The sequence below is a fragment of the Achromobacter sp. FW305-C-28 genome (assembly GCF_058783235.1).
In genome coordinates, this window is the sequence record NZ_JBYSYL010000010.1 from 184,746 (window position 1) to 201,621 (window position 16,876).

At 68.1% G+C, this 16,876-nt stretch carries 16 protein-coding genes; 8 read left to right on the forward strand and 8 right to left on the reverse strand.

What is annotated here, in order from left to right; translation table 11 throughout:
- The first annotated feature begins 16 nt into the window (after nt 1-16).
- A complete protein-coding gene (locus AC3WMR_RS23165) occupies nt 17-637 on the forward strand; it encodes a glutathione S-transferase family protein (protein ID WP_175191774.1) in 621 nt (206 codons plus the stop codon).
- 6 nt (nt 638-643) lie between these two features.
- On the opposite strand, the gene AC3WMR_RS23170 is transcribed toward AC3WMR_RS23165, so the two are convergent.
- The 7 genes from AC3WMR_RS23170 to AC3WMR_RS23200 all read right to left on the reverse strand — a co-directional run bounded on the left by AC3WMR_RS23170 (nt 644) and on the right by AC3WMR_RS23200 (nt 8,337).
- Nucleotides 644-1,603 carry a tripartite tricarboxylate transporter substrate binding protein gene (locus tag AC3WMR_RS23170; RefSeq protein WP_492265059.1) on the reverse strand — a complete coding sequence of 320 codons (960 nt, stop codon included), beginning with the start codon at nt 1,601-1,603 and terminating at the stop codon, nt 644-646.
- A gap of 31 nt (nt 1,604-1,634) precedes the next feature.
- Nucleotides 1,635-3,068, reverse strand: coding sequence for an FAD-binding oxidoreductase (locus AC3WMR_RS23175; RefSeq protein WP_492265058.1), 1,434 nt, complete (start codon nt 3,066-3,068; stop codon nt 1,635-1,637).
- On the reverse strand, nt 3,065-4,030 hold the full coding sequence (locus tag AC3WMR_RS23180; RefSeq protein ID WP_492265057.1) for a 2-hydroxyacid dehydrogenase: 966 nt from the start codon (nt 4,028-4,030) through the stop codon (nt 3,065-3,067). Before AC3WMR_RS23180 ends, AC3WMR_RS23175 begins: the two co-directional genes overlap by 4 nt.
- A complete protein-coding gene (locus AC3WMR_RS23185) occupies nt 4,027-4,704 on the reverse strand; it encodes an RraA family protein (protein WP_492265056.1) in 678 nt (225 codons plus the stop codon). Before AC3WMR_RS23185 ends, AC3WMR_RS23180 begins: the two co-directional genes overlap by 4 nt.
- A 53-nt stretch (nt 4,705-4,757) precedes the next feature.
- Nucleotides 4,758-5,732: a Bug family tripartite tricarboxylate transporter substrate binding protein gene (locus AC3WMR_RS23190; RefSeq protein WP_492265055.1), complete on the reverse strand. Its 975-nt coding sequence runs from the start codon at nt 5,730-5,732 to the stop codon at nt 4,758-4,760.
- A gap of 101 nt (nt 5,733-5,833) precedes the next feature.
- Complete coding sequence (locus AC3WMR_RS23195) at nt 5,834-6,856, reverse strand: NAD-dependent epimerase/dehydratase family protein (RefSeq protein ID WP_492265054.1); 1,023 nt, start codon at nt 6,854-6,856, stop codon at nt 5,834-5,836.
- A gap of 5 nt (nt 6,857-6,861) precedes the next feature.
- A complete protein-coding gene (locus AC3WMR_RS23200) occupies nt 6,862-8,337 on the reverse strand; it encodes an aldehyde dehydrogenase (protein WP_492265053.1) in 1,476 nt (491 codons plus the stop codon).
- A 92-nt stretch (nt 8,338-8,429) separates the two neighbouring features.
- Between AC3WMR_RS23200 and AC3WMR_RS23205 the strand changes: the two genes are divergently transcribed.
- Entirely contained in the window at nt 8,430-9,380 is a 951-nt protein-coding gene (locus tag AC3WMR_RS23205) for a LysR family transcriptional regulator (protein ID WP_492265052.1), read from the forward strand.
- A gap of 14 nt (nt 9,381-9,394) precedes the next feature.
- Here the strand turns inward: AC3WMR_RS23205 and AC3WMR_RS23210 are convergent, their stop codons facing one another.
- Nucleotides 9,395-10,213 (reverse strand): IclR family transcriptional regulator, encoded by an 819-nt coding sequence (locus tag AC3WMR_RS23210; protein WP_492265051.1) that lies wholly within the window; start codon nt 10,211-10,213, stop codon nt 9,395-9,397.
- A 253-nt stretch (nt 10,214-10,466) separates the two neighbouring features.
- Here AC3WMR_RS23210 and AC3WMR_RS23215 point away from each other — a divergent pair, with 253 nt between their 5' ends.
- From AC3WMR_RS23215 to AC3WMR_RS23240, 6 genes are all read left to right on the forward strand, one after another.
- Complete coding sequence (locus AC3WMR_RS23215) at nt 10,467-11,507, forward strand: 2-dehydro-3-deoxygalactonokinase (protein ID WP_492265050.1); 1,041 nt, start codon at nt 10,467-10,469, stop codon at nt 11,505-11,507.
- Nucleotides 11,504-12,157: a 2-dehydro-3-deoxy-6-phosphogalactonate aldolase gene (locus tag AC3WMR_RS23220; RefSeq protein ID WP_492265049.1), complete on the forward strand. Its 654-nt coding sequence runs from the start codon at nt 11,504-11,506 to the stop codon at nt 12,155-12,157. Before AC3WMR_RS23215 ends, AC3WMR_RS23220 begins: the two co-directional genes overlap by 4 nt.
- On the forward strand, nt 12,154-13,302 hold the full coding sequence (dgoD, locus tag AC3WMR_RS23225; protein WP_492265048.1) for a galactonate dehydratase: 1,149 nt from the start codon (nt 12,154-12,156) through the stop codon (nt 13,300-13,302). The genes AC3WMR_RS23220 and dgoD overlap by 4 nt, the downstream gene beginning before the upstream one ends.
- Nucleotides 13,303-13,343: 41 nt before the next feature.
- The gene (locus AC3WMR_RS23230; RefSeq protein ID WP_492265047.1) at nt 13,344-14,654 is read left to right on the forward strand and encodes an MFS transporter; all 1,311 of its coding nucleotides are present in this window, start codon (nt 13,344-13,346) and stop codon (nt 14,652-14,654) included.
- 117 nt (nt 14,655-14,771) lie between these two features.
- Nucleotides 14,772-15,482 (forward strand): ABC transporter ATP-binding protein, encoded by a 711-nt coding sequence (locus AC3WMR_RS23235; RefSeq protein ID WP_492265046.1) that lies wholly within the window; start codon nt 14,772-14,774, stop codon nt 15,480-15,482.
- On the forward strand, nt 15,479-16,867 hold the full coding sequence (locus AC3WMR_RS23240) for an ABC transporter permease subunit (protein ID WP_492265045.1): 1,389 nt from the start codon (nt 15,479-15,481) through the stop codon (nt 16,865-16,867). The genes AC3WMR_RS23235 and AC3WMR_RS23240 overlap by 4 nt, the downstream gene beginning before the upstream one ends.
- Nucleotides 16,868-16,876 lie beyond the last annotated feature (9 nt).

A 16,876-nucleotide genomic window follows, 5' to 3' on the forward strand; every position in this document is an offset into this window, starting at 1 on the left:
CTTACAAGGATTCGTTATGTTGAAGATCTGGGGACGCCTGACTTCCGTCAACGTGCAGAAAGTCATGCTGGCGGTGCGCGAACTGGCGCTGCCGCACACATTCATCCAGGCGGGTGGCCCGTTCGGCGTGGTCGACACGCCGGACTACGCCAAGATCAATCCCAACCGCACCGTGCCCGCCATCGACGACGGCGGCTTCGTGCTGTGGGAATCGAACGCCATCGTGCGCTACCTGGCCTCGCGTTACGGCGCCGGCACGCTGTGGCCTGAAGACGCCTGCATGCGGGCCGATTCCGACCGCTGGATGGATTGGCAGACGACCGAATGGCAAGGTGCCATGGGCCCGGCCTTCCTGGGCCTGATCCGTACGCCCGAAGACAAGCGAGACCGCGCCGCCATCGACCTGTCGGTCAAGCGCAGCAACGCCCGCGCCCAGATCCTGGACCAGGCGCTGCAAGGCCGCGAATTCATCGCCGGCCGCCAGCTGACCATCGGTGATATCGCCCTGGTCTGTTCGGCGCATCGCTGGCTGGCCCTGCCCATCGAACGTCCGGATACGCCTGCGCTGTCGGCCTGGTACCGCCGCGTGATGATGCGCCCCGCGCCGCAGGGCGTGCTGACGCTGCCGCTGGAATAAGCCGGCTTATTCGACCCAGGGCGTCTTGGCCCAGATGGCCCGCAGGCGGGTGTCGTCGCCTTTCAGGCGCTCTTGCCATTGCGGGCCGTCCAGGTAGTCCATCTCGGTGAACTGCTGCTTCATCTGGGCCTGGAATTCCGGGTTGGCAGCAACGTTGCCCAAGGCACGGCGCAGCTTGTCGGCCACGTCCGCCGGCAGGCCCTTGGGCGCCACGATGCCGCGCTCGGATGCAAACACCAGGTTCACACCCAATTCCTTGAAGGTCGGCACGTCCGGCCCCAGCGGCGACCGTTCGGCGCTGGCCTGCGCCAATACCCGCATGTTCTTGCCGTGATAGGGCATGACTTCGCCCAGGTTCAAACCGCCGATCACCGTATGCCCGCCCAGCACCGAGCTGCGCAAAGGCCCAGCCCCGTTGTAGGGCACGTGGTTCAACTGCGTGCCCGTCAGGTTCTGAAACAGCACCAGGGCCAGGTGGTCGTCGGTGCCCACGCCGGTGGACCCGTAGCTGATGGCGCCGGGCTTGGCTTTCGCCGCGGCGATCAGTGCGTCCAGTGTCTGGTAGGGACTGTCGGCCGCCACGCTGAAGGCGCTGGGGTCTCGCACCAGGTTCGCCAGGTAGGTGAAGTCGCCAGTGGTGAAGCCCGCCTTGCGCTCGATGGGCAGGGACACCAGCCCCGGCATGTTGGTCATCGCCAGCGTATAGCCGTCGGGCTTGGCACGGGCCACGTACGACAGGGCGATGGCGCTGGACGCGCCCGGCTTGTTCTGCACCACCACCGTGGCGCCCAATTCCTTTTCCAGGAACACCGCCAGCGAGCGCGCGGTCAGGTCAGTGCCGCCGCCGGGCGCGAAGCCCACGATCAGTTCGATCGGATGATCGGGCCAGGCCCATGCGGGCAACGCGGCGCACAGTCCTGCGACGGAAAGCGCGGCGCGCGCGACGGTCTTGTTCGAAAAAAACATGCTTGTCTCCTGGGTGCTTTCTTGTTTGTGTTTATGTATTGGGGGGATCGGCCGGCAGGACCTTGCCCGGATTCATCAAGCCCTGCGGATCCAGCGCCTGCTTGATGCGTTGCATCAACGTCAGTTCCACCGCGCCCTTGTAGCGTTGCAGGTCGTCGACGCGGCGTTGGCCGACGCCTTGTTCGGCACTGATCGAACCGCCTGCCTCGTGCACGCGGTCGTGCACCAGACGCTGGATGTCGGCTTCCCGCGCACCCGGCGGGGGCAGCAGGTTGTAGTGCAGGTTGCCGTCGCCCAGATGGCCGAACACGCGCATCGCAACGCCCGGAAACGCTTGCGCCAAAGCCTGGTCCGTGGCCCGCACGAAATCGGGAATGCGCGAGGCGGCAAGCGAGATATCGTGTTTGACGCACGCATCGGCCTGCGCCAACGCCAGCGTGATGCTTTCGCGCAAATGCCAGAAGGCGTGGCTCTGCGCCTGGGATACCGCCACGGCGGCATCGAGCGCTTCGCCGGCTTCCAACGCCTCCGCCAGCACGGTTTCAAGCAGCGTCTGCGCATGCTGCTCGTCTTCGCTGTCGGAGATTTCCAGCAGCGCGCACCAGGCCTTGTCGGGCAGCGCCGGGAAAGGCAGGCGCTGTGATGGAAACGCCCGCGCCACGTCGTGCAGGCAGGGCGCCGCCATGACTTCGAATGCGGTCAGCGCCGCGCCGAAGCCCGCGCGGGCGCGTTGCAGCAAACGCAGTGCCGCATGCAGATCCGGCACGACGATCAGGGCGGTGCGCTGTGCCCGTGGCAACGGAAACAGCTTGAGCACCGCGGCAGTGATGATGCCCAGCGTGCCCTCGCTGCCGATGTACAGGTCACGCAGGTCGTAGCCGGTGTTGTCCTTGCGCAGGCCGCGCAGCCCATGCCAGATCTCGCCTTGCGGCGTGACGACTTCCAGCCCCAGCGCCAGTTCGCGCGCATTGCCGTAGCGCAGCACCTGCGTGCCGCCCGCGTTGGTGGCCAGGTTGCCGCCGATGGTGCAGCTACCTTCCGCCCCCAGCGACAGCGGGAACAGGCGGCCCGCCTGCCGGGCGGCGTCCTGCACCGCCTGCAACACGCAACCGGCTTCGACCGTAATGGTGTCGCCGTCCAGATCGACGGCACGGATGCGATTCAGGCGCACGAGCGACAGCACCACCGCGGTCCCGTCCGCGCTCGGCGTGGCGGCCGCCACCTGGCCGGTATTGCCGCCTTGGGGCACCACGGGCACGCCAGCGGCGGCGCACAGGCGCACCACCTGCGCCACCTCCTCGCACGAGCCGGGTCGCAGCACGGCCAGCGCGCGGCCGGTGACGGCCCGGCGCCAATCGGTCAGGTAAGGTTCGGCATCCGCGCCCGTCAAGACCTGCGCGGCGCCCAGGAAGACGACCAGATCGGCCAGCAAGGCCGCATGGCTTGGCACGCCGGGCGCGGTCATGACTGCCATTCCCGCGCGGCCACCGGCGTCAGCAGCTTGCCGCTGTCCATGAAAGCCGCCACGTTGTCCAGCACCAGCTGTGCCATGGCGGCGCGTGTTTCGCGGGTGGCGCTGCCCACGTGGGGCATCAGGGATACCTGGTCCAGATCGGCGAATTCCGTGGCGGGCGTGGGTTCGCGTTCCAGCACGTCCAGTCCGGCGCCGCCCAGCTCGCCCGCGCGCAATGCCGCCAGCGCGGCAGCCTGGTCCACCACGCTGCCGCGCGCGATGTTGACCAGAATGCCCTGCGGGCCCAGCGCGCGGATGACGGCGGCGTCGACCAGATGGCGCGTGGCCGGGCCGCCCACGCAGGCGACCACCAGGAAATCCGCCCACTCGGCCAGATCGACCAGGCGAGCCTCGTAGCCGTATGGCGTCTGAGGCCGCGGCGTCCGGTTGTGATAGCGCACGTCCATGTCGAACCCCGCCCCCCGCCGCGCGATGGCTTCGCCGATGCGACCCAGCCCCAGAATGCCCAGCCGCTTGCCGGACACCCGCGTGGTCACCGGAAACTGCCCCAGGGCGCGCCACTGGCCGCTCTTGACGTAGCGATCGCCCACGGCCGTGCGGCGCGCGGCGGACAAGAGCAGCGCCCAGGCCAGGTCGGCCACGCAGTCGTCCAGCACGTCGGGGGTGACGCTGACGCCGATGCCGCGCCGCGCCGCCGCCTGCAAGTCCAGCGTGTCGTGGCCGACGCCCCAGCTGCATACCGCCTGCAAAGCCGGCAGCGCCTCGAACATGGCCTGCGTGAAGCCGTGGCGCACCGAGGTGACGGCCACGCGCAGGCTGCGCAGTTCGTCGCCGAATGCGGCCAGCCCTTGCGGTTCGCGCCAGGCGGGCAGGACCCGGTAGCGCGACGCCAGCTGCTGGTCGAAAGCCGGCCCCAGCGATGCCACCTGGACAATGTCGTAAGGGGCAGTCACGCAGGCGCTCCGGCACGGGCGGGGATGTAGTTCGCGGCAGCCGCGGCCTCGGCGAACGACAGGCCGTCGCGAATGCCTTGTTCCACCCGCGCATCGGTGTCCTGCGCCTGCTGCGCGGCCGCCAGCACCGCTTCCAGCTGCGCCCGCGGCACCACCACCAGACCGGTGTCGTCGCCCACCACCAGGTCGCCCTCGGCCACCGTCACGCCGCCGATGGTGACGGGCTGGCCCATGGCTTGCAAGCGCAGCCGCGTCTTGCCCGTCAAGGGCGTGACATGGCGAGCCGCCAGCCACAAGCCGGTGGCTTCGATTTCGTCGACATCGCGGCAGGCGCCGTCGATCACCACGCCGGTCGCCTCGCGCCTGGATGCGGCCAGCGAGGCAATACCCCCAAAGGTGGAAATGCAGGCGCCGCCCGCGTCCACCATCAGCACGCGTCCGGGGCCGGTGGCGGCCACCAGGCGTCCCACCGCGAAATCGGCGCGGTCGAAATCGCCCAGCCCGCCGCTGACGTGGCGGGCGGTGACGGCAAAGCCGGCAATGCGGCCGTGTCCGCCGCGCCGCGGGATGCCCTGCACCACCCCGGCGATCCCCAGGGTATCCATGGCGTCGGCCCAGGTGCTGGTGCCATAGGCGGCGCAACGCGCCAGCAAAGCGTGTTCGGTCGTGCTCATCTTGCGGGTCTCCTGTCGGGATGGCGCGCCGGCCATCTCGGGGTGAACGGGCGTTAATCGATTTGCGCGCCGGAGAGCTTGACGCCCTCGGCCCAGCGCTGCGCTTCGGCGTTGATGAAGGACTGGAACTGCTGCGGCGAACTGTTGTTCACCTCGCCGCCCATGTCCTGCAGCTTCTTGGTCATCTCGGGCGTGGCCACGATCTTGGCGACGTCGCGATAGATCTTCTCGCGCAGGTCCGCCGGCATGCTGGCAGGCGCGAACAGGCCGAACCAGGTCGCGGCTTCGAAACCCTTCATGCCGGCTTCGTCCAGCGTGGGCACCTGGCCGATCGCCTCGACCCGCCGCGGATGCGCCAGCGCAATCGCGTGCAACTTGCCCGACTGGATGTACGGCAGCGCCGCCGACAGCGTGACGAACGCCATCTGCACCTGGCCGCCGATCAGGTCGGTCAGCATCGGCGCGTCGCCGCGATACGGCACGTGCACCAGCTTCATGCCCGTCTTGGCCTTGAACAGTTCGCCCGTCAGGTGCTGGGGCGTGCCGTTGCCGGTGGACGCCATGCTCAGGCCCTGCGGCGCGGCCTTGCCGTAGGCGATGAGTTCGTCCAGGTTCTTCACCGGCAGCGACGGCGCGGTCACCAGCACCAGCGGGATCGTCGAGGTCAACGTCAGCGGCGCGAAGTCCTTGAGCGGGTCGTAGTTCAGTTTCTTGTACAGGCTGGCGCTGATGGTGTGCGCCGCCGTCGTCATGTACAGGGTGTAGCCATCGCCGGGCGCGCGCGCCACGGCTTCGGCGGCCACGGTGGTGCCCGCGCCCGGGCGATTGTTGACGATGACCTGCTGCCCCCAGGCCGCGGGCAGCTTTTCGGCGATCAGCCGCGCGATCACGTCGGTGGCGCCGCCCGGCGGATACGGCACCACCAGCGTCACCGGCTTGTCAGGAAAGCCCGCGGCCGATGCCACGGCGCTGCCCAACGCGAATCCCAGGGCCAGCAGCGCCCCGCCCATGCTTTTCAGCTTTCTCATTGCCTTGTCTCCTCGTGGTGTGCCTGATCGGCACTTTTTTCAGGTGCCCGCGCTCTATGGCGCGGTGCACGGGACTGCACGGGCGCGGACTGCTCGTAACGTCAGCCGCCGCCTTGCTGCTCGCGCCAGGCCAGGAGGCGCGCCACGCCCTCGGCCATGCCGACCCTGGGCTGCCAGCCGATGTGCTGGCCCGCCAGGTCATGCGGAATGTGGAACGCGCCGCCCGAGGTCAGGCGCACGGTGCCCGGGGGGTCGGGCTTGATCTCGGGCTGCAGGTCGCTCTTGCAGTAGTCGAGCACCAGCCGCACCAGCTCACCGGTGGTGATGGGCGCGGGGCCGGATACGTTCACGGCCACGTCGGTCGCCGCGCTCTGGAACGCCGCGACGTTGGCGCGCGCCACGTCCGAGACGTGCACGAAGTGCTTGGTGTCGGTGCCGTCGCCCGGCAGCACGGGGCGTTCGCCCTTGCGCACGCGGTCGTAGGTTTCCATGATGTACAGCGAATTGGCGGCGCGGTAGTGCTGCCGTTCGCCATACACGGTGGAATAGCGCAGCACCACGTAGTCCAGGCCGGCCTTCTGGTAGTACTGGCGGCACAGCTGTTCGCCCATGATCTTGGACGCGCCGTACAGGATGGCGGCGGGTGGCGCGCCCACGGAATGGAAGGGGCCGTTTTCCACCAGCGCGCCCGCGATACCCGTGCCGTAGCCATACACCGCATTGGACGAGGCGAAGACGATCTTCCTGACCTTGTTGACGCGGCAGGCTTCCAGCATGTTCTGCGCGCCGCGCACGTTCACGTCCACCGCCTGCCACGGTGTCTGCGCAAAGCCCAGCGTCATGTAGGCGGCCAGGTGCAGCACGCCGTCCACGCCTTCGGTGGCCGCCAGCAGGTCGGGCAGGCGCATCAGGTCGCCGCGCACCACTTTCACGCGCGGGTCGTCCTGCAGGTGGGCGATGGCTTCGGGCGTGCCGAAGGCGAAATTGTCCAGCAGGATCACCTCGCGCACACCGGCGGCCAGCAGCGCGTCGGCAGTGTGCGAGCCCACCAGGCTGGCGGCGCCGGCGATCAGGATGCGGGAATCGGCCAGCGTCAGGGCCGCGTTTTTCTTGTCAGTCGTCATGGTGTTCAGAGTCCCATCGGTTTGTCGTGCATGCCCCAGTACAGGCTCTTGACCTGGCTGTACAGGCGCAGGCCGTGCAGGCCCTTTTCGCGGCCGATGCCGCTGGCCTTGAAGCCGCCGAACGGCGTGGCAATGTGCGATTGCTTGTAGGTGTTGATCCAGACCGAGCCCGCTTCGATGTCGCGGGCCACGCGCCAGGCGCGGGCGTAGTCGCCCGTCCACATGCCGGCGCCCAGGCCGAAGGGGATGTCGTTGGCCTGGCGGATCACGTCGTCTTCGTCGTCGAAGGGCAGCGCCACCAGCACCGGGCCGAAGATCTCTTCCTGGCACACACGCGCCTGGTTGCCCAGGCCGTCGATGATGGTGGGCAGGTAGAACCAGCCGTTGGCCAGCGCCGCCTGCGACGGCGCGGCCCCGCCCACCAGTACCCGGCCGCCTTCCCCGCGGCCGATATCCACGTAGCCAGCAACCTTTTCACGATGGGCGCGCGACACCAGCGGGCCCATCTGCGTGGCCGGGTCGTCCGGCAGGCCGACGCGCACCTGCTGCGTGCGGGTCACGAGTTCGTCCATGAAGCGCTTGTAGAGGGATTTCTGCACGAACAGGCGCGAGCCGGCCACGCAGCTCTGACCAGCCGAACCGAAGATGCCCGAGATCACGCCCGCCACCGCGCGGTCCAGGTCGGCATCGTCGAACACGATGTGAGGCGACTTGCCGCCCAGTTCCAGGCCCACCGGAATCAGGCGCTGGCCCGCGATGCCGCCGATGATGCGGCCGGTTTCGGTGCCGCCGGTGAACGACACCATGCGCACGCCGGGATGCTTCACCAGCGCCGCGCCCACGTCTTCGCCATGGCCGGGCAGCACCGTCAGCAACCCTTCGGGCAGGCCGGCTTCACTGCACAACCGCGCCAGTTCCAGCGCCAGCTGCGGGGTTTCCTCGGAGGGCTTGAGCAGCACCGCGTTGCCGGCGGCCAGTGCCGGGGCGGCCTTCTGGGCTTCGTTCATGATGGGCGAATTCCACGGCGTGATCGCCGCGATGACGCCGAACGGTTCAGCCAGCGCCATCGAGAAATATTCGCCGCGCGGCGAGGTCATCTCGTTCTGCCAGGTTTCGCACACGGCGGCGTAATAGCGGAAATGCCCCGCCGCGCTGTCGACCATGTTCAGGCATTCTTTCCAGGGCTTGCCACTGTCCAGCATCTGCAAGCGCGCCAGCGGCTCGCGTTCGGCGGACAGGCGCCGCCCGATTTCATACAGGGTGGCGGCCCGCTGGTCGGGACGCAGCTTGCGCCAGGGCTTGTTCTGGAATGCGTCCCAGGCAATGGCAACGGCGGTGTCCACGTCCTGCGCCGTGGCGCGCGTGACGATACCGGCAATGCTGCCGTCGGCCGGATTGATGGAGGTGATGACGGCGTCGCCGTCTTGGCTGTGGCGCCAGTTGGCGCCCAAGCGGAAGGGCTTGTGGCTCGATGCGTCCATAACGTCTTGGGTCCGGGAGTTCTGCGGTAGGCGTCATCATCGGCCGGCCGATTATTAGACACAAATAGATATTTTTCTAATATTCTTAGTCTATGGCTATAAATATCAAATACCGGCCGCTCAAGGCCTTTCTGCTGGCGGTGGACACCGGTTCGTTCACCCACGCGGCCAATCAGCTGGGCGTCACGCAGCCATCGTTCACGGCCCTGATCCAGGACCTGGAAGAGGTGCTGGGCCTGCGCCTGTTCGAACGCACCACGCGCAGCATCAGCCTGACGTCCGCGGGGCAGGACTTCTATGCCCGGGTGCAACGGCCTATCGCCGACCTGGAAGAGGCCTACCGCAGCCTGGCGGACCTGGCGGCCGTGCGGCGCGGCAGCGTTGCGCTGGGCGCCCTGCCGTCAACCGCCCTGGCCTTGCTGCCGGCGGCCGTGGGCACGCTGAGCCGGGCGCATCCGGCCCTGAAAGTGCGGGTCGTGGAAGCGCACAACGATGAGTTGATGGCCATGCTGCGCACCAACCAGATCGAGTTCGCGGTGGGCGCCCTGCCCGAGCCGGTGTCCGACCTGTCTTTCACGCCGATGGCCGAAGATTGCTTCTGCGCCATCTTTCCCGCCGGCCATCCGCTGGGGGATGCGCCGGGGCTGCTGCATTGGCGCGACGTGCTGCGCTACGACCTGGTGCTGTTGTCACAGGGTTCGAACGCGCGGCAGCAATTCGACCGCGCGGTGCGTGACGAAGTCGGGGCGCCGGTCACCGCGCTGCGCTACGACGTGACCAACATGGGCACCGCGGCCAGCATGGTGCGCCAGGGCCTGGGCGTGAGCGTGTTGCCGCGCCTGGCGTTGCCGGAATTGAATCTGGCGGGGCTGCGTGCCGCCCCGCTGTGCGATGCGTCGGCGCGCCGCTATATCGGGCTGCTGCACCGGCGCGATCGCTCGCTGTCGCCTGCCGCGCAGGCGCTGGTCGCGGAATTGGAAATCGCCATGGAGAACATTGCGCGGCAGCTGTTGCCGCTGCCACCGCTGGCAGGGGCCGCCTGACCCTCACGCGGCCATCAACCGCGCGCCACCTTCCAGCCCAGTTCCGCCGAGATATCGGCCGCCACGCCCTGCACGACAGCGACCATTTCCTGCATGCGGTCCAGCGACATGTAGGGCACGGTGCTGGACACGCTGATCGCGGCAACGATGCCGCTGGACGCATCGCGCACCGGCGCGGCCACGCAGCGGATCGACGGCTCGTTGTCTTCCAGGTCGAACGCATAGCCGTGCGCGGCGTAGTCGCGCATGCGGTCGCGAAAGGCTTCCCAGGTCTGACGGCCGCCCGGCGCGCGTGACGACACCGGCGCGCCCACCCGGTGCAGCGCCTTCCATTGCGGTTCGTCGGCATCCAGCAGCAGCGCCTTGCCCACGCCGGTGGCGGCCAGCGGCATGCGGTGACCTACGCGCGACCGCATTTCCAGGCCTTTCTTGCCGGGAATCTTTTCCAGGTACAGCACTTCGTCGTTGTCGCGCACCGCCAGGTGGATGGTGTCGCCCGTCTGCGCGGCCAGGCTGTCCAGATAGGGGCGCGCCAGCGTCGCCATCGGAAAGGCTTCGCGCGCCTGGAAGCCCAGTTCGATCAGCTTGGGGCCCAGCACGTAGCCCACGCCCGCCAATGACCGCAGATAGCGTTCCTGCACCAGGCAGCTGGCCAGCCGGTGCGTGGTGCTGCGCGCCACGCCGATGCGGGCGCAGATGTCCTTCAGGTCGCGCGCACCGCCCGCCACGGCCTGGATGACGGCCAGGCCGCGCATGAGCGTCTGCGTGCCGGCGGGGGCCGCGGCATCGGGATCGATCGGGGGAGAAGAGGCGGGAGACGGCAAGGCGGTCATGGATACGGCAGATTCAAGAGACGGGCGAAGCGGGAGGGTTGCCTGGTATCTTGCCACAGATGGTTTCCCTATATGTGGGATTAAATTCTATATTTTGAGATTTTTCAAGCACTGATCTAGAATTTTTCGCACTGCCCGCCCGGCGCGCCAAGACACCGCCCACGGGCTCGACGACAACAAGGCCGACGCGCGCCGCTCCGCACCCCACACGCGGACCGGGCCACGCGGCGGCCCGAGACGAGACAGCTACCTGATGACTTCCGGATCGCCTGCCCGCGCGGCGCTGATAGCGCTGGACTGGGGCACCTCTTCGTTGCGCGCCTATCGCCTGGACGGCGCCGGCCGCACGCTGGATACCCGCCACCTGCCCTGGGGCATCATGCGGCTGCCCCAGCCTTTGCAGGACGGCGCCGCCACCGCCAGCACCCAGTCGGGTTTCGAACTGGCTTTCGAACAGGCCTGCGGCGACTGGCTTCGTGCCGAGTCGGCGCTGCCCGTGATTGCCTGCGGCATGGTGGGCAGCGCGCAAGGCTGGCAGGAAGCCGCCTACCTGGACGTGCCAGTCGACCTGCCGCGCATCGGCACGCTGCTGACCCGCATCGACCGCTCGGGTGCAACGCCGGTGCATATCGTGCCGGGCCTGATCCAGCGCCACGGCCTGCCCAATGTGATGCGTGGCGAAGAGACCCAGGTGTTCGGCGTGCTGTTCGACCAGGCTGGCGGCGGCGCGGATGACGTGCTGATCGGCCTGCCCGGCACGCATTCGAAATGGGTCACCGCGCGCCGCGGCCGCGTCACCCACTTCGATACCTTCATGACCGGCGAGGTCTACGCCGCGCTGCGCGGCCACACCATCCTGGGCCGCACCATGACCGAAGCCCCCGCGCCCGACATGGCCGCCTTCGAACGCGGCGTGAAAGTGGCGGGCGCCCCCGCTGGCCGCGCCGGCGTGCTATCGACGATTTTCAGTACCCGCGCGCTGGGGCTGACCGGCGAACTGGCCGGCGCCTCGCAAGCCGACTACCTGTCGGGCCTGTTGATCGGCCACGAAATAGCCGCCCTGGCCGAGATGCTGCGCCAGCAAGGCGAGCTGCCGCGCATCGTGCTGTGCGGCGACGACGCGCTGTGCCAGCGCTACATCCTGGCGCTGCGCCACTACGGCCTGGGCACGCCCGAACAAGCCCGCAACGCTACCGAACGCGGCCTGTGGCACCTGGCGGTCTGCGCCGGGCTGGTGCCCGCCGCCCAAGCGGCCCCCTCGACATCGCCTGCATCGAACAAGGAAACGCCATGATCCATCCCGGACTGCAAACCGCCATGGGCCACTGCGGCCTCATCGCCATCCTGCGCGGCATCACGCCTGCCGAGGCCGTGCCCGTTGCCCGTGAACTCTACGCCGCGGGCTTTCGCCTGATCGAAGTGCCGCTGAATTCGCCCGAGCCGCTGGCCAGCATCCGCGCCATGCGCGACGCGCTGCCGGCCGATTGCCTGGTCGGCGCCGGCACCGTGCTGAACCCCGACGACGTCGCCCGCATCAAGGACGCCGGCGGCGAGATCATCGTGATGCCGCACAGCGACCCGGCCGTGATCCGCGCGGCCAAGGCCGCTGGCCTCGCGTCCTGCCCCGGCGTGGCCACGCCCACCGAAGCCTTTGCCGCGCTGGCCGCCGGCGCCGACGTGTTGAAGATGTTCCCCGCCGAACAGCTCGGCCCCGTCGTGATCAAGGCCTGGCGCGCCGTGATGCGCCCGCCGATCGCGCTGGTGCCGGTCGGCGGCATCACGCCCGACAACCTTTCCACTTACGCCCAGGCGGGCGCCAGCGGCTTCGGCCTGGGCTCCGCCTTGTACAAACCCGGCCTGTCGGCCGCCGAAGTCGGCCAGAACGCGCGCGCATTCATCGCGGCCTGGCAACGCGCCTATCCCGCCCAGGAGACCCAAGCATGAAGATCACCAAGCTCACCACCTACATCGTGCCGCCGCGGTGGTGCTTCCTGAAGATTGAAACCGACGCCGGCATCGTCGGCTGGGGCGAGCCCGTCGTCGAAGGCCGCGCCCACTCGGTGGCCGCTGCCGTCGAAGAACTGTCCGACTACCTGATTGGCAAAGACCCGCGCAACATCGAAGACCACTGGACGGTGCTGTACCGCGGCGGCTTCTACCGCGGCGGGGCCATCCACATGAGCGCCCTGGCCGGCATCGACCAGGCGCTGTGGGACATCAAGGGCAAGCACCTGGGCGTGCCGGTGTCGCAGCTGTTGGGCGGCAACGTGCGCGACCGCATCCGCGTGTATTCGTGGATCGGCGGCGACCGGCCGGCCGATACCGCCGCGGCCGCCAAGAGCGCCGTCGAGCGCGGCTTCACCGCCGTGAAGATGAACGGCACCGAAGAGCTGCAGTACATCGATTCGTTCGACAAGGTCGAGAAGTGCCTGGAAAACGTGGCCGCCGTGCGCGACGCGGTAGGCCCCAACGTGGGTATCGGCGTGGACTTCCATGGCCGCGTGCACAAGCCCATGGCCAAGGTGCTGATGAAAGAGCTGGACCCGTTCAAGCTGATGTTCATCGAAGAGCCGGTGCTGAGCGAGCACTACGAGGCCCTGAAGGAACTGGCGCCGCTGACGTCCACGCCCATCGCGCTGGGCGAACGCCTGTTCTCGCGCTGGGACTTCAAGCGCGTGCTGTCCGAAGGCTACGTCGACATCATCCAGCCCGATCCGTCGCATGCCGGCGGCATCACCGAAACCCGCAAGATCGCGGCGATGGCCGAGGCCTATGACGTGGCGCTGGCGCTGCACTGCCCGCTGGGCCCGATCGCGCTGGCCACCTGCCTGCAGATCGACGCCGGCTGCTACAACGCGTTCATCCAGGAGCAAAGCCTGGGCATCCACTACAACGCCGCCAACGACCTGCTGGATTACGTCAGCAACCGCGAAGTCTTCGCCTATGAAGACGGCATGGTCGCGATTCCGCGAGGCCCGGGCCTGGGCATCGAGGTCAACGAGGAATACGTCAAGGAACGCGCCGCCGTCGGCCACCGCTGGCGCAACCCCGTCTGGCGCCATGCCGACGGCAGCTTCGCCGAATGGTAAGCCGCTGACCCGCACGCCGATAAAAGAGAGAGGAGACCCCCTTGACCACTGCCACCCATCCGGGCCTGCAAAGCGCCCAGCGGCCCACGCGCAGCCGCTATCTCATCATGGTGATGCTGTTCATCACCGTCGTCATCAACTACCTGGACCGCAGCAACCTGTCCATCGCCGCCCCCGCCCTGAAGGACGAGTTCGGCCTGGACACGGTGCATGAAGGCCTGATCCTGTCGGCCTTCGGCTGGACCTACGCCGCCATGCAGATTCCCGGCGGCTGGCTGGTGGACCGCGTGTCGCCGCGCGTGCTGTACGCGGCCGCGCTGATCCTGTGGTCCACGGCCACGTTCTTCATGGGTTTTGCGGGCAGCTTCGTGATCCTGTTCGTGCTGCGCCTGGCCGTGGGCGCGCTGGAAGCGCCGGCCTATCCGATCAACAACCGCGTCGTCACGACCTGGTTTCCGGAAAAGGAACGCGCCACCGCCATCGGCTTCTACACGTCCGGCCAATTCGTCGGCCTGGCGTTCCTGACGCCGGTGCTGGCCTGGCTGCAACACCACTACGGCTGGCACATGGTGTTTGTCAGCACCGGCCTGCTGGGCATCATCTGGGGCGTGCTGTGGTACCTGATCTATCGCGAACCGCGCCAGTTCAAGGGCGCCAACGCGGCCGAGATCGAGCTCATCCAGCAAGGCGGCGGCGTGGTCGACCTGGACCGCAATGTCAAAGAGAAGAAGGCTCCGTTCAACTGGAACGACCTGGGCCTGGTGATGACCCGCCGCAAGCTGTGGGGCGTTTACCTGGGCCAGTTCTGCCTGACGTCCACGCTGTGGTTCTTCCTGACCTGGTTCCCCACCTACCTGGTGAAGTACCGCGGCATGGACTTCATCAAGTCTGGTTTCCTGGCGTCGGTGCCGTTCCTGGCGGCCTTCGTGGGCGTGCTGTGCTCAGGTGTGCTGTCCGACTTCCTGATCCGCCGCGGCGCCACGGTGGGCCTGGCGCGCAAGCTGCCCATCATTCTGGGCCTGTTGATCTCGACGTCGATGATCGGCGCCAACTTCACCGATTCCACGCCCTGGGTCATCTTCTTTCTGGCCGTCGCGTTCTTCGGCAACGGCCTGGCGTCGATCACGTGGTCGCTGGTGTCGACGCTGGCGCCGGTGCGGCTGCTGGGCCTGACCGGCGGGGTATTCAACTTCGTGGGCAACCTGTCATCGATCTGCACGCCGATCGTGATCGGCTTCCTGGTGTCCAAAGACAGCTTCGCGCCGGCCATCGTGTACGTGTCGTCGCTGGCCTTGCTGGGCGCGCTGTCGTACATCCTGCTGGTGGGCAAAGTGGAACGGATCGACGCCTGATCGTTCCTCTTGCCCCCCCCTCAAGGGCGCCTGCAAAGGCGCCCTTTTTCATGCGCGGACGATTCATGGATGGCATTATTGTTATGATATAACATAACTAATATAGAAGGACACCCCGTGCTTGAAGCCATTGGCCTGACCAAACGCTACGGCGACCAGATCGCATTGCATCCGCTGGACCTGCGTATCGAGCCGGGCGAAATCTATTGCCTGCTGGGCGCCAACGGCGCCGGCAAGACCACCACCATCAACCTGTTCCTGAACTTCATCGCGCCCGACGGCGGCCAGGCCCTGATCAACGGCCTGGATGCGGCGCGCGAGCCGCTGGCCACCAAGCAGCACGTGGCCTACATCCCCGAGCAGGTGAACCTGTACGGTACGCTGACGGGCCTGGAAAACCTGCGCTACTTCGCCGCGCTGGCGCTGGGCGAGGCGCCGCCGCGGGAACGCCTGCTGGCGCTGATGGCGGACGTGGGCCTGGAAGCGGCGGCGGCGGACAAGCGCGTGGCCGCCTATTCCAAAGGCATGCGGCAAAAGGTCTGGATCGCGGTGGCCTTGGCCAAGAACGCGCGCGCCCTGCTGCTGGACGAGCCGACCTCGGGCCTGGACCCGTCGGCGGCGGCAGAATTCACGCGGCTGTTGCAACGCGCCAGCGAACGCGGCGTAGCCATCCTGAACACCACCCACGACCTGTTCCACGCCCGCCAGACTGCCACCCGGGTCGGCATCATGAAGCGCGGCCGGCTGGTCGACAGCCTGGACAGCCGGCAGATCAGCGACACCGACCTGCAAGCCCTGTACCTGGCGCACATGAAGGCCGACGCATGATCTTTCTCATCGCCTTCAAGGACCTGCGCGAACGGCTGCGCGACGGCCGCCTTTACTGGGCCGGCGGCATCGTCGCCGTGCTGCTCCTGACCGCGCTGGCGGTCGGCTACCTGCACCAGCAGGAAGCGCGCGCCGAGCAGGCCGCCGCCCAGAACGCCGACTACGGCGACTGGCTCAAGCAGGGCGCGCGCCATCCGCACGATGCCGCCCACCAGGGCATGCACGTTTTCAAGCCCGACACGGCCCTGGCGCTGCTGGACGCCGGCATCAACCCCTACATCGGCAGCACCGTGTGGCTGCAGGCGCACCGCCAGAGCGAAGTGAAATTCCGGCCGGCGCAGGATGCCACGGGGCTGCAACGCTTTGGCGACCTGTCGGCCGCTTGGATCCTGCAAGCGCTGGGGCCGCTATTGGTGATCGTATTGGGCTTCAACGCGCTTTCGGGCGAACGCGAACAGGGCATCCTGCGCCAGACGCTGAGCCTGGGCGTGGCGCCCTGGCGCCTGTTGTGGGGCAAGGCCTGCGCGCTGGGCATGAGCCTGGCGCTGCTGCTCGTGCCCGCAGCCATCGCCGCAGGCCTGGCGGTGTGGCTGGCCGGCGGACGCGCCGACGCGCTGTGGCGCCTTGTCGCGCTTGGGGCCGGCTATGCCTTGTACCTGGCCACCTTCGTCTTCATCACGCTGGGCGTGTCGGCGGCCGCGCGGTCATCCCGCGTGGCCATCACGGTGCTGCTGGCCCTGTGGATCGCCAACACCGTGGTCGCGCCGCGCGTCATGGCAGAGCTGTCGCGCGGCGTGCATCCCAGCCCTACCCGCCTGGAATTCAACCAGGCCTTGCAGGACGACCTGAAAGCCACGTCCGACCGCGTGTGGATGCAGGCCTTCGGCACCACCGAACGCTGGAGCCGCGACGTGCCGCTGAACCAATGGGGCCTGGCGCTCAAGCTGGATGACCAGTCCAGCTACGCCGTCTACGACCGCCACTTCGGCGGCCTGTGGGACACCTGGGAAAGGCAGCAGGCCGTGCAGGAATCCGCCGGCTGGCTGCTGCCGCTATTGGCCATCCGTGCGTTCTCGGCCGCGATGGCGGGCACCGACTTCGCGCACCATCGCGACTTCACCGTGGCCGCCGAACGCCAGCGCCGCGTGATCCAGGACATCGTCAGCGCCGACCTCGTCGCGCACGCCGACACGCTGGACCACCAGCACTTTTCGTATCAGGCCAGCCCGTCGCTGTGGGCCCGCGTGCCGCCCTTCCAGTACCAGCCGCCCGCGGCCGGCTGGGCGCTGCACGAAGCCCGCCTGAGCCTCTTGATGCTGGCCGCGGCGCTGCTGCTGAGCCTGGCCTTTGCCTGGCGCGCCGTGGCCCGCCAGACCGCCCTGTAGGAGACCCCT

Bases quoted from the DNA above. Each gene is read 5' to 3' on its own strand.
- AC3WMR_RS23165 (WP_175191774.1), top strand. From the start codon at position 17: ATGTTGAAGATCTGGGGACGCCTGACTTCCGTCAACGTGCAGAAAGTC.
- AC3WMR_RS23170 (WP_492265059.1), bottom strand. From the start codon at position 1,603: ATGTTTTTTTCGAACAAGACCGTCGCGCGCGCCGCGCTTTCCGTCGCA.
- AC3WMR_RS23175 (WP_492265058.1), bottom strand. From the start codon at position 3,068: ATGACCGCGCCCGGCGTGCCAAGCCATGCGGCCTTGCTGGCCGATCTG.
- AC3WMR_RS23185 (WP_492265056.1), bottom strand. From the start codon at position 4,704: ATGAGCACGACCGAACACGCTTTGCTGGCGCGTTGCGCCGCCTATGGC.
- AC3WMR_RS23190 (WP_492265055.1), bottom strand. From the start codon at position 5,732: ATGAGAAAGCTGAAAAGCATGGGCGGGGCGCTGCTGGCCCTGGGATTC.
- AC3WMR_RS23195 (WP_492265054.1), bottom strand. From the start codon at position 6,856: ATGACGACTGACAAGAAAAACGCGGCCCTGACGCTGGCCGATTCCCGC.
- AC3WMR_RS23200 (WP_492265053.1), bottom strand. From the start codon at position 8,337: ATGGACGCATCGAGCCACAAGCCCTTCCGCTTGGGCGCCAACTGGCGC.
- AC3WMR_RS23205 (WP_492265052.1), top strand. From the start codon at position 8,430: ATGGCTATAAATATCAAATACCGGCCGCTCAAGGCCTTTCTGCTGGCG.
- AC3WMR_RS23210 (WP_492265051.1), bottom strand. From the start codon at position 10,213: ATGACCGCCTTGCCGTCTCCCGCCTCTTCTCCCCCGATCGATCCCGAT.
- AC3WMR_RS23215 (WP_492265050.1), top strand. From the start codon at position 10,467: ATGACTTCCGGATCGCCTGCCCGCGCGGCGCTGATAGCGCTGGACTGG.
- AC3WMR_RS23220 (WP_492265049.1), top strand. From the start codon at position 11,504: ATGATCCATCCCGGACTGCAAACCGCCATGGGCCACTGCGGCCTCATC.
- dgoD (WP_492265048.1), top strand. From the start codon at position 12,154: ATGAAGATCACCAAGCTCACCACCTACATCGTGCCGCCGCGGTGGTGC.
- AC3WMR_RS23240 (WP_492265045.1), top strand. From the start codon at position 15,479: ATGATCTTTCTCATCGCCTTCAAGGACCTGCGCGAACGGCTGCGCGAC.